General features: G+C 61.4%; 7 protein-coding genes, 1 tRNA gene and 2 pseudogenes. 4 read left to right on the top strand and 6 right to left on the bottom strand.

Annotation, left to right across the window (positions count from 1 at the left end):
* Window positions 1-89 precede the first annotated feature (89 nt).
* Window positions 90-1,766: a phosphoglucomutase (alpha-D-glucose-1,6-bisphosphate-dependent) gene (pgm, locus tag BMAGN_RS05250; RefSeq protein ID WP_022860119.1), complete on the top strand. Its 1,677-nt coding sequence runs from the start codon at window positions 90-92 to the stop codon at window positions 1,764-1,766.
* A 75-nt stretch (window positions 1,767-1,841) separates the two neighbouring features.
* Here the strand turns inward: pgm and BMAGN_RS05245 are convergent, their stop codons facing one another.
* Window positions 1,842-2,927 carry a diacylglycerol/lipid kinase family protein gene (locus tag BMAGN_RS05245; protein ID WP_022860118.1) on the bottom strand — a complete coding sequence of 362 codons (1,086 nt, stop codon included), beginning with the start codon at window positions 2,925-2,927 and terminating at the stop codon, window positions 1,842-1,844.
* Between the two features lie 172 nt (window positions 2,928-3,099).
* Between BMAGN_RS05245 and serS the strand changes: the two genes are divergently transcribed.
* The gene (gene serS, locus BMAGN_RS05240) at window positions 3,100-4,383 is read left to right on the top strand and encodes a serine--tRNA ligase (RefSeq protein WP_022860117.1); all 1,284 of its coding nucleotides are present in this window, start codon (window positions 3,100-3,102) and stop codon (window positions 4,381-4,383) included.
* Between the two features lie 107 nt (window positions 4,384-4,490).
* A tRNA-Ser gene (locus BMAGN_RS05235) sits at window positions 4,491-4,575 on the top strand.
* A gap of 63 nt (window positions 4,576-4,638) precedes the next feature.
* Here the strand turns inward: BMAGN_RS05235 and BMAGN_RS05230 are convergent.
* Window positions 4,639-5,217, bottom strand: a complete 579-nt coding sequence (locus BMAGN_RS05230; protein ID WP_026502084.1) for a hypothetical protein — start codon at window positions 5,215-5,217, stop codon at window positions 4,639-4,641.
* 190 nt (window positions 5,218-5,407) lie between these two features.
* On the opposite strand from BMAGN_RS05230, the pseudogene radA reads away from it, so the two are divergent.
* Window positions 5,408-6,815, top strand: a pseudogene (gene radA, locus BMAGN_RS05225) (DNA repair protein RadA).
* 63 nt (window positions 6,816-6,878) lie between these two features.
* Here radA and BMAGN_RS05220 read toward each other — a convergent pair.
* The 4 genes and pseudogenes from BMAGN_RS05220 to infB all read right to left on the bottom strand — a co-directional run.
* Window positions 6,879-8,153 carry a riboflavin kinase gene (locus BMAGN_RS05220; RefSeq protein ID WP_022860114.1) on the bottom strand — a complete coding sequence of 425 codons (1,275 nt, stop codon included), beginning with the start codon at window positions 8,151-8,153 and terminating at the stop codon, window positions 6,879-6,881.
* Window positions 8,140-9,150, bottom strand: coding sequence for a tRNA pseudouridine(55) synthase TruB (truB, locus tag BMAGN_RS05215; RefSeq protein ID WP_022860113.1), 1,011 nt, complete (start codon window positions 9,148-9,150; stop codon window positions 8,140-8,142). The genes BMAGN_RS05220 and truB overlap by 14 nt, the downstream gene beginning before the upstream one ends.
* Window positions 9,150-9,758, bottom strand: coding sequence for a 30S ribosome-binding factor RbfA (gene rbfA, locus BMAGN_RS05210; protein ID WP_022860112.1), 609 nt, complete (start codon window positions 9,756-9,758; stop codon window positions 9,150-9,152). The genes truB and rbfA overlap by 1 nt, the downstream gene beginning before the upstream one ends.
* A gap of 114 nt (window positions 9,759-9,872) precedes the next feature.
* A pseudogene (gene infB / locus BMAGN_RS05205) lies at window positions 9,873-12,143 on the bottom strand (translation initiation factor IF-2); the annotation flags it as partial.

Genomic DNA, 12,143 nt, shown 5'->3' with positions numbered 1-12,143 from the left:
ATTTCACAATGTTCTCTTTAAGTCTCAAAAACGCACAAAATTCGATCAAATTCTTATCGCGCCCCATGCTTCGTGGCACAATGAACACTATGGTTGCAAAGAATGCGGGAATGCCCGCCACCCCAGAAGATCTAATCAATGTGGACGAGGTCATTGGTGCTTACTATGACGTTGTCCCCGACCCCTCCGCTCCGGCCGAGCGCGTGATTTTCGGCACCTCCGGACATCGCGGCTCCTCGCTGAAGCACTCGTTCAACGAAGCCCATATCGTGGCCATTTCGCAGGCTATCGCCGAATACCGCAAGTCGGCCGGCGTCAACGGCCCGCTCTACATCGGCCGCGACACGCACGCGCTGAGCCTTCCGGCATGGAAGACCGCCATCGAGGTCCTCGTGGCCAACGGCGTACGCGTACGTATCGATTCGCGCGACGATTACACCCCTACCCCGGTGATTTCGCAGGCCATCCTGACGCACAACCGCGCCGCCGACGGCACGCAGCGTTTCACGGGCGACGGTCTGGCCGACGGTATCGTGGTCACTCCTTCGCACAACCCGCCCACCGACGGCGGCTTCAAGTACGACCCCGTCACGGGCGGCCCGGCACCGGCCGAAGTGACGAACGCCATCGCCAACCGCGCCAACGAGCTGCTCGGCAACTTCAAGGCGATCAAGCGCATTCCGTTCGATCAGGCGATCAAGTCCGATTTGGTGGAACGTTTCGACTATCGTGAACATTATGTGGACGATTTGAAGAATGTTATCGATTTTGACGTAATCCGTTCCTCCGGTGTGCGTCTCGGCATCGATCCGTTGGGCGGCGCGTCGGTCAACTATTGGCCGCTGATCAACGAAAAGTACGACCTGAACATCGGCGTGGTACGTCCGGACGTGGATCCGACCTGGCGTTTCATGACGCTGGATCACGACGGCAAGATCCGCATGGACCCGTCCTCCACCTACGCGATGAAGGGCCTCGTGGATTCCCTGAACGCCGGCGCGTGGGACAACTACGACCTCGTGGGCGGCACCGATCCGGACGCCGACCGCCATGGCATCGTGTGCCCGAACTGGGGCGTCATGAACCCGAACCACTATCTGGCCGTATGTGTCGCCTACCTGTTCGGCGGCAACCGTCCGGGCTGGCCTGCCGGCGCCGGCGTAGGCAAGACCGTGGTCTCCTCCTCGCTGATCGACCGTGTGGCCGCATCGATCCCGGCCAAGCTCGTGGAAGTGCCCGTGGGCTTCAAGTGGTTCGTGGATCCGCTGTTCACGGGTGAAGTGGCCTTCGGCGGCGAAGAGAGCTCCGGCATGAGCTTCCTGCGCTTCAACGGCCGCGTGTGGACGACCGACAAGGACGGCATCATCCCCGACCTGCTGGCCGCGGAGATCACGGGCAAGACGGGCAAGAACCCGGCCCAGATCCATCAGGAGCAGGTGGCTGAATTCGGCGAAAGCTGGTATGCGCGCGTCGACACGCCGACTACGCTCGAGCAGAAGCAGAAGTTCGCCAACCTCACGGGCGACGATGTGACGGCCACCACGCTGGGCGGCGAAGAGATCATCGCCAAGATGACGAAGGCCCCGGGCAACGATGCGCCGATCGGCGGCCTCAAGGTCGTCACGAAGGACAACTGGTTCGCCGCTCGTCCTTCCGGCACCGAAAACATCTACAAGGTGTACGCGGAATCCTTCGTGTCCCCCGAGACGCTCGCCAGCGTGCTCGACGAGGCGACCGAAGTGGTCGACAAGGCGCTTGCCGACTGATTGACGCGCACCTAAGCCACTAAAAAGGCTCCCGCAATCGCGGGAGCCTTTTTGCATGCCGAACAAATCGAACAGTTAGAGCACGGGCACACGCACCAGCAGCGCGTTATGGTCCACCGTGAACTTCAAATGCTGCGTCGGCGGCAGCAGATCACCGTCCACCTGCGCGGGAACGGGATGCGGCAGACGGATCTCGGCGCTTACGCCCTGCAGCTGGTCGATTGTGGAATTGCGCGACAGCGGACTCTGTTGCGCCTTGCCCGTGATCGTCTGGTGCACCACATCGCCGAACAGGTTCGCCCAACCCAGCAGGCCGCCCGTCGTATCGATAATCTCAAAATCGAGCAGGCCGTCACTCACGGTCGCATCTGGCATCAACGAGAACATCGGAATCTCACCGCAATTGCCGGCCAGGAACGTACGGAACTGCAGATCCGTATTCGTCACCGTATCCCCGTTCGCGCGCGTCAGGGAAACCGTCGCATGGTACTTGGGCGCAAACAGATGTTTCGCACCGGACACGAAATACGCGAGCCAACTGATATTCTTCTTCAATTCCGGATCCGTATCGTCAATCATCATCGCGTCGAATCCGATGCCCGCAATAATCAGGAACGCATGGCCATGGTCGTCATCAGGCTTGTCAAGCAGCGTAAGACGGCCGATATCAACCGTACAGGAACCATGGGAAACGGCAATGCCGAGCGCCGCGTCCAAATCGTCCACAGGAATGCCCATGTTGCGCGCGAACAGATTGCCCGTACCAATGGGAATAATGCCCATCGCATGTCCCGAACCGGCCATCGCGCTGGCCACCGTACGCACCGTGCCGTCGCCGCCCACGGCGATCACCACATTGGCCCCGTTACGCAACGCCTCGAACGCGCATGCACGACCATCCTTGTCGAGCTGCGTGTCGATAAAAGAAAAATTCTCAATGTGATGGGTATGGCAGAACTCCGTGATATGCGCACGGACTTGCTCGGCGGACGGCTTGGAAGGATTGATCACGAACGTATAGCACACTGGATCGCCGTGGCGGTTCCCCAACAGCCGCTTGCGCCGACGACGCAAGTTCAACCGCCACGCGCCAACGATCGCCGCGGCCAACAACACTACACACAATACGGCAACAATAATGGGGGGTAACAAATCAGTCATACGCATACGCTCCTCATATATGTTCCGCAAGTTTACGGTACTCATCATAAAACAGTTCCATAGAAGTTGCGCCTATGGTAATGTCACGTTGCCAAAGAGGTGCGATTCCCGCGCATTTGCCCAGCGCACGGGCCACAAACGCCTGTCTGCGAACCGCATTACTCTTGAGCCTATGCTCGATATTCAATTCATCCGTGAACATCCGGAAATCGTGAAGGATTCCCAGCGCAAGCGCGGCGAATCCGTGGAACTCGTAGACGAAGTGCTGCGTACCGACGAAGTGCGCCGCGCCTCGCTCAAGGAATACGAGGAAGCCCGCGCCAAGCAGAAGGAAATTGGCAAGCAGGTCGCCAAGGCCGCTCCAGAGGAGAAGGCCGCCCTCATTGCCCAGACCAAGGCGCTGTCCGAAGAGGTCTCCCAGCACAAGGCCGATGCCGACGCCGCGGCCGGCGAATACACCACCGCCATGTGGAAGCTGTCCAACATCGTCGAACCGGAAGCTCCGGAAGGCGGCGAGGACGACTACGTGGTCGTCAAGAAGGTCGGCACGATCCGCGACTTCGCCGCGGAAGGCTTCGAACCGAAGGACCACCTGACGCTCGGTGAAGGCGTTGCCGGCATCGACATGAAGCGCGGCGTGAAGGTCTCCGGCTCCCGCTTCTACTTCCTGCGCGGCGCTATCGCGCGTCTGCAGATCGCCATGCTCACCATGGCCGTGGACCAGGCTGAAGAGCACGGATTCACGCTCGCCATCACTCCGACGCTTGTGCGTCCGGAAATCATGCGCGGCACGGGCTTCCTGAACTCCCACGCCGATGAAATCTACCGCCTGCGCGAGCCCGACGAAGACTACCTCGTGGGCACCTCCGAAGTGGCGCTGGCCGGCATGCACGAGAACGAGATCCTCGACTTGAACAACGGCCCGCTGCGCTACTGCGGCTGGAGCTCCTGCTACCGCCGTGAAGCCGGCGCCGCAGGCAAGGACACCTCGGGCATCATCCGCGTCCACCAGTTCGACAAGGTGGAAATGTTTGTGTACGCCAAGCCGGAAGACTCCTACAAGGAGCATGAGCACCTGCTCGCCATGGAAGAGGAAATGCTCGGCAAGGTCGAGGTCCCGTACCGTGTGATCGACACGGCCGCCGGCGATCTGGGCTCCTCCGCCGCCCGCAAGTTCGATTGCGAAGCTTGGGTGCCGACGCAGGGCCGTTACCGCGAGCTCACCTCCACGTCCAACTGCACGCAGTACCAGGCCCGCCGCCTCAACATCCGCGAACGCGTGGATGGCGGCACCGAGGCCGTGGCAACGCTGAACGGCACGCTGGCCACCACGCGTTGGCTTGTGGCCATCATGGAGAACCACCAGCAGAAGGACGGCTCCATCGTGATTCCGAAGGCCATGCGCGCTTACATGGGCGGCAAGGAAGTCATCGAACCTACCGCTTGGGAAGCCTGAGCGTTTTCGTAGCCAATATTCCATGAGAACATTGGCACCGCGAAAAGTTGTGGTATAGTCATTCTTTGTGCGATTCTAGGCTAGAAAAACATAGAGCAATCGCGCTTGGATGAGTGTCCGAGCGGTCGAAGGAGACGGTCTTGAAAACCGTTGACGGGAAACTGTCCGCGAGTTCGAATCTCGCCTCATCCGCCCAATAGATAAGGGCTTCCGGAACATTCCGGAAGCCCTTTTTCGTATGTTCATACGTGCGATTTACAGCGGGAAATGCTCATATAGCGTTTCCACCGAATCGGTAGGCCCGCTTATCTTGAACACAGCCGTATCGTTTTTCCAAATCGCCACGGCTTTGCCGTCGCCGGCCTGTTTGACCACATACGAGCCCGTGGTCTTGCCGTCCACCTTGATGTTGCCCGTGGCCAGCTGATCGCCCGTGGAAGCGCCGTTGAGCGAATCGTACTGCTGCTGCGCCGTGGCCGAGGTGGCCCACTGCCCCACAATCAGCGTGGCGTCCTCCGATTCGGTGCCGTTCGAATACACCACGCTGTATTCCTCGACGGGTTCCGAGGCCTTCCATTCCGTGGTGGCCTTGGCGGAAGTGCGCGCAAAATTCGCCACCGAATCGGGCATGGCGGAAAGCAGCGAGCTTGCGTCCTTGGGCAGCGGGGACGCCTTGATCGTGGGCGTGGCGCTCGTAACCTCGGTGTGGAGCTGGCTTGGCGTCGCGGCCTTGCGTACGGCCCAACCCGGCCAGAAGAATGCGAATACCACCGACAACACCACCACCGCGGCCACCACGATCACGGCGATGCGCAACTTCATGATGGAAGACATTCCGCGTTTTGAAGCGTTGCGTTGCGATTTCTTGCGCTTCACATTCGTTCTATTCGATGCATTCGCTTTTGGCATGCCTCCCATTGTGTCACGGCCGGCCGATGACGGCCACATGTGGCCGCCTCCCCGCCGCTTTTAGGGACCTCTACCCTACTTGCGCTCGCCGCGGTTTGACTCTAGATTCGTCACTATGGCGAAAACTTCTGTGCAATATGTGTGTACCGAATGCGGCTGGACGGGCGCGAAATGGGTGGGACGCTGCCCCACTTGTGGTGAATGGGGTACCGTGGAGGAATTCCATGAAGCGCGCCCCGCCGCTGGTTCCCGTACTGCTGCAGCCGGCCGCACGTCGCGCACGCAGCCCGCTGCCGCGTCCGTCACGAGCGCCGCCGCCCCCCATTTCGCAGATCGGCACTGATTCCGTGCAGCGGTTGCATACGGGATTCGGCGAGTTCGACCGTATTCTTGGCGGCGGCATTGTGCCCGGATCCGTGATTCTTATTGCGGGCGAACCCGGCATTGGCAAGTCGACGCTGCTTCTGGAAACGGCCGGCCATATTGCGCGCGAGCCCGAGCGTAAAGTGCTGTACATTTCGGGCGAAGAGTCCCAGGCGCAAGTACGCATGCGCGCCCAGCGCGTCAATGCTGTCGAGGATCGGCTCATGCTCGCGTCCACTACCGATTTGGCCACCGTACTCGCGTTGATCGAGCAGGAGCGGCCGTCGCTGGCGATTGTGGATTCTGCCCAGACGATCGTTTCGCAGGACGTTGATGGCATTTCCGGCGGTTCCACGCAGGTGCGCGAGGTGGCGAGCGCCCTGATCGACACGGCCAAGTCGATTAATGTGCCTGTGCTGCTGGTGGGACACGTGACAAAAGACGGTTCGATTGCGGGTCCGCGCACGTTGGAGCATTTGGTGGATGTGGTCTGCCAGTTCGAGGGCGAGCCGCAGACGGCGTTGCGTTTGTTGCGCGCCGTGAAGAACCGTTTCGGCCCTACCGACGAGGTCGGCTGTTTCGACATGAGTGGTGAGGGCATTGAAGAGGTTACGGATCCGGCGGGCCTGTTTTTGTCGGCTGGCGAGACCGATGTGGATGGCACTTGTGTGACGTTCACGCTGGACGGCCATCGTTCGCTGGCTGTGGAGATTCAGGCGCTCGTCACCAATTCGGTGCTTCCCACTCCGCGCCGCGCCGTCAATGGTGTGGATTCGAACCGGTTGGCCATGCTTGTGGCCGTGTTGTACCGGCATGGCGGCATTGCGCTGCTCAATAATGATTTGTATGTGTCCACAATTGCGGGCGGCAAGGCGCGTGAGCCTTCGTGCGATCTGGCGATTGTGGCGGCGTTGGCGAGCGCTTCGCTGTCTCGTGCGGTTCCTCGCACGACGTGTGCGATTGGTGAGATTTCGTTGACGGGACAGGTGCGTCCCGTGCCGCGTCTGGAATACCGTTTGCGTGAGGCGGCGCGGCTTGGCTTTACCGTGGCCGTAGTGCCGCCTATGAAAAAAGCCCCTGATATTCAGGGGCTTACGGTCGTACAGACGGCGTCGTTGTCGGAAGCGTTACGCGCGCTGGGACTGTCGCCGCGTTCGTAACGTACGCCACGGAATATGGTGCCGTATTCCGTGGCGTACGTTACGCGCCGACCATAATCTCAATTATTTGAGCAGTTCGTCGACAGTTTTCTTGTCGCGTTCCAGTTGTGCGACGAGTTCGTCTTTCGAGTCGAATTTGATTTGCGGACGCAGGAACGACTCGAATTCCACGCGCACGCGGTGTCCGTACAGATCGATCCAGTCGTCCGTGAGCGCGTACGCTTCGAGCGTGCGGTCGTTGCGGCCCGTCTGATCACTGAACGTCGGCTTGGCACCAATGGAAATGGCCGCCTTCCAGCGGAACGGCGATTCGGGAGCGAGCCTGCTTTTCACGGAGCCGCCGTGGTACTGCTGGGAGATGGCGGCGTTATGGGCACCATCGTCGGTATGCGCGGCGTGCTCTTCATCCGTGATCATTACGGAACCCGTTTTCGGATCATACGATTCCGCCGGTCCCAGATCGACGAGCCATCCCGCGTAGACGCCGTCCACAGGAAGATAGCCGTCGAAAGGCGTGTCGACATTGGCCGTGGGGAATCCCAGCGTGCTGCCGCGTTCTTCGCCATGCGTCACCACGCCTTCCACGCCGTGCGCGGCGCCGAGAATTTCGTTGGCTTCGCGGATGGCGGCCTGGCTGAGCAGGAATCGCACGTTGGACGAGCTCCAGTTGCGCACTTCACGCGACTGGATTTTCTTGCTCCAGGAACGGAATTCCGCCTTGTTCATGCTTTGGCGCATGTCGGTCGCGTCGTCGGCGTTCTTGGGCATACGCGGTTCAATCGTGCGCGGCACACGCGTGGCGCCGTTGCCCTTGTCGTCCACGAGTACGAGTTCGAACATGCCCGTGGCTTGCGCCAGAAGGTCGATGGCTTCCACCGTGCCCGCACGGCCCGCGCCCATTGCGGCGTCGGCGCCGAGCACCAGCGTACGCATGCCCAGCTTGCCCACAAGCTGTCCAATGAAGAAACGGAACGACTTGTCGGCGAACTCGAGCGTGTAGTGCACGAGCAGCACATAGTCCACACCAATCTCGTTCATCACGCGCAGACGCTGGCTAAGGCCCGAAATACGGTCCTCGTCCACCATATCTTCGGGAACTTGCGCTCCCCCATGTTCGGCGGCGTACTGGTGCACGAAAGCGGGGCGTTCGTCGAACATGATGACCACGGAGAACGCGTGCTGCTGTTTGGCCAGCTGCGCGACCGTGGACACTACCGCGCGGTGTCCGCGGTGCATGCCGTCGAAGGATCCGACCGTCACCACGGACTTCTTGTCGGTGCTCAACAGCGGCCAGTCGATATTGCCGCTTTCGTCAGGCGTGATCTCAATGAGATTCATGGGTTTCGTTCCTTTCTCCGGGCTCGGCGGGAAATACGGTGACGGGCTTCATATGGCGTGCGTCGGCCGGTTCCACAATCGCGACCACGTCAGCGCCCTCACGTTCCACGGCGGCGGCAATCGTGTCGGTGCGGCGCGCAATCCAGCGCCCATACCGCAAATCCTGCGCCTCCCGAGCCGTAACGTCCACTACGGGCATCGTGCGTTCCACTGATTCGAGCATACTCAATTCATGCTGCGCCAGCGTCTGCGGGGTGCAATCAAGCACTGCGCGTAACCGGCTGACGGTTTCGCCCTCACGGTTCGTAAACGTCTTGGTTTCCGTATGGGCGTGCAGCACATGCGCATCATCCGCATGGAATCGGCCCACAGCAAGCCTGCGCAAGCGCGTCAGATGGGCGCCGCAACCGAACAGCTCACCCAAGTCGCGGCCCAATGCGCGAATATAGGTGCCCGCCGAGCATTGCACGCGCACATCGGCGTCCACCACACTGGTGCCGTCCTGCGCCTGGGCGCTGCGCACATCCAAAACCTCGAAGTTGTCCACGGTGATTTCGCGGGCTTCCAATTGCACGTCTTTGCCCGCGCGCATGAGGTCGTAGGCGCGCTGGCCGTGCACTTTGATGGCCGAGTATGCGTTGGGCACCTGCTGAATCGTGCCCGTGAAATGCTGCGCGACGGCTTCTTTGAGCTCGTCCGGCGTAGGAAGGTGTCCCGCGCCGTCGGAAGCGAGGATCTCGCCGTCAGCGTCGTCCGTGGTAGTGCGCTGGCCGAAGCGGACCGTCGCTTCGTAGGTTTTGTGGTGGTCCACAATATAGTTGAGCAACCGCGTGGCGTGGCCGAATCCAATGATGAGCACGCCCGTCGCCATGGGGTCGAGCGTGCCGGCATGGCCCACTTTTTTCATGTGCAGCGCGGCCCTGGCCGCGGCTACCACATCGTGGCTCGTCACGCCTTGCGGTTTGTCAACAATGAGAATGCCGCTCGATTCGCTCATCAGTCCGTATCTTCGTCCTCGAGTTCCTCGACTTCCACCACGTCGCCCTCATACTCGCCGTATTCGTCGCGGTCGGCCGTGACATTTTCCATGAGGTCCGGAGTCTGGTCGTCTTCGAATTCGAGGTATGGCGTTGCGGATTCGTCTTCGGCGTCGTCTTCCGACTCGTCGGCGCGCTTGTCTTCCTTGTACGGATTGGCTTCGCCCGCGTACTGCGCGGTTTCGCGCAGCCTCTTGAGTTCCTCGTCGCGCTTGCGTGCGGCGACGAGAATGTCTTCAATTTCGTGGGCTTCGCCCGGAACCTCGTCGAATACGAACACGAGGTCCGGCGTCAGGCGCAGGCCGGCTTTGCGGCCCACGAGCGAACGCAGGCGTCCCTTGGCCTGGTTGAGCGCCTGCTGGGCGCGGGCGCGCGTGCCTTCTTCATGGCCTTCGTGGCCCAGCACGGTCCAGTAGATCTTGGCGAGCTGCAGGTCGTTGGTCACTTTCACGTCGGTGATCGTCACGTTGGCCAGTCGCTTGTCGTGAAGCGCGGCTTCCATGTTCGTGGCGATAACACGCTGAATCAATGCCGCGATGCGCGCGGCGCGAGGATTGGTCCTTTGCATAATGGTTCCTTACCCGTCATATACGTATGGGCTCAGTATAAGCGAAAGCGCCCACAGGGTGAAGAACCCCGCGGGCGCTCTTACGCAAGGCGGCGCGCGATGCGCACCTTTACCTTACTTGCGTTCGACTTCGCGCATTTCGAAGGTCTCGATGATGTCGCCAATCTCGATGTCGTTGAACGAACCGAGGTTGATGCCGGCCTCGTAGCCTTCGTGCACGGACTGCACGTCGTCCTTGAAGCGGCGCAGCGAGGAAATCTCGAGGTCGTTGACCGTGGCCACGCCATCGCGCAGGATGCGGGCCTTCGTGCCACGCTTCACGTCGCCGTCGAGCACCATCACACCTGCGATGTTGCCGAACTTGGACGAGCGGAAGATCTCGCGGATCTCCGAGTGCGAGGTGGTGACCTCCTCGAATTCCGGCTTGAGCATGCCCTTGAGCGACGCCTCGATGTCCTCGATCGCCTTGTAGATGACCGAGTAGTACTTGATCTCCACGCCTTCGCGTTCGGCCAGATCCGCCACCTGGCGGTTCGGACGCACGTTGAAGCCGATGATGACGGCCTTGTCCACGGTGGCGAGGTTCACGTCGTTCTGCGTGATGGCGCCCACACCGCGGTGGATGACCTGGATGCCGACTTCGTCGGAGACCTCGATCTTCATAAGCGAATCCTCGAGAGCTTCCACAGAACCCGAAGAATCGCCCTTGATGACGATGTTGAGCATGTCGACTTCGGACTTCGCGAACTGCTCCTTGAGGCTTTCGAGCGAAACGACCTTGCGGCGCTTGGCCAGCTGGGCCGCGCGCTCGGTGGCCTGGCGCTTCTCGGCGATCTGACGGGCCGTACGGTCGTCAGGAGCCACGAGGAACAGGTCGCCTGCGGTCGGCACGGACGTGAGACCGAGCACCTGCACTGGCGTGGAAGGCGTCGCGGCCTTCATGTTGGCGCCGTTCTCGTCGAGCATGGCGCGCACACGGCCATAGGACGTGCCGGCCACAATCGAGTCGCCCACGTGCAGCGTACCCTGCTGCACGAGCACGGTAGCGACAGCGCCGCGGCCCTTGTCCAAACGGGCTTCGACGGTGGCGCCACGGGCGTCCATATCCGGGTTGGCGCGCAGGTCAAGCTCGGCGTCGGCCGTCAGCAGCACGGCTTCGAGCAGCTTGTCCACGTTGGTGCCCTGCTTTGCGGAGATGTCCACAAACATGGTGTTGCCGCCATACTCTTCCGGAACCAGACCGAACTCGGTGAGCTGGCCACGCACCTTGTCTGGGTTGGCGCCAGCCACATCGATCTTGTTCACGGCCACCACGATCGGCACGTGGGCCGACTGGGCGTGGTTGATGGCTTCCACGGTCTGCGGCATCACACCGTCATCGGCGGCGACCACGAGGATCGCAACGTCGGTGAGCTCGGCGCCACGGGCACGCATTGCGGTGAACGCTTCGTGGCCCGGGGTATCGAGGAACGTGATCTTGCGCTGTTCGCCGTCGAGATCCACCGTCACCTGGTAGGCGCCGATGCGCTGCGTAATGCCACCGGCCTCACGTGCGATGACGTTCGTCTGGCGGATCGTGTCAAGCAGGCGCGTCTTACCGTGGTCGACGTGACCCATCACGGTCACGACCGGAGGACGCGGCTTCAAGTCTTCGTCTTCCTGCAGCTCTTCGGATTCCAGATCGATGTCGAACTGCTGGAGCAGTTCCTTGTCCTCTTCTTCAGCGGACACGATCTTGATGTTCCAGCCGATTTCCTCGCCGAGGATCTGGAACGTGGCCTCGTCCAGCGACTGCGTGGCCGTGGCCATTTCACCGAGGTGGAACAGCACGGTAACGAGCGCGGCCGGATTCACATTGATCTTCTCGGCCAAGTCGGCGAGCGAAGCACCCTGACGCAGGCGCACAGTCTGGCCGTGGCCAGCCGGAATGCGCACGCCGCCAATGGTTGGCGCTTTCAGCTCTTCATACTCATGACGCTTCGCGAGCCTGTTCTTGCGGGCCTTCGAAGACTTGCCGCCCTGACGGCCGAATGCACCTGCGGCGCCGCCGCGACCGCGACCGCCGCCACGGGACGGACCGTTGCTCGGGCCGTTGTTGTGCTGGAAGTTGTTGCCGGAACCGGAACCGAAACGGTTGCCGCCGGAATGGTTGGCGCCGGAGTTGCCCTGGCCTTGGCCCGGACGGTTGTGACCCCACTGTCCCGGACGGGCGTTCTGGCCCGGACGCGGACGGAAGTTGTTGCGAGAGCCCGGACGGCCATTGCCACGACGCTCGTTGTTGTTCACGGACGGACGAGCCATCGGGTGAGGACGCGGGATGTCGTTCGGCGTAGGCGTATGCATGCCCTGCTTGCTGCTGAACGGGTTGTTGCCCGGACGCGGGGC

Source organism: Bifidobacterium magnum (assembly GCF_000741255.1).
Taxonomy (GTDB): Bacteria; Actinomycetota; Actinomycetes; order Actinomycetales; family Bifidobacteriaceae; genus Bifidobacterium; species Bifidobacterium magnum.
The sequence above is the reverse complement of the archived record's forward strand: the minus strand, read 5'-3'. Positions and strand labels throughout refer to the sequence as shown.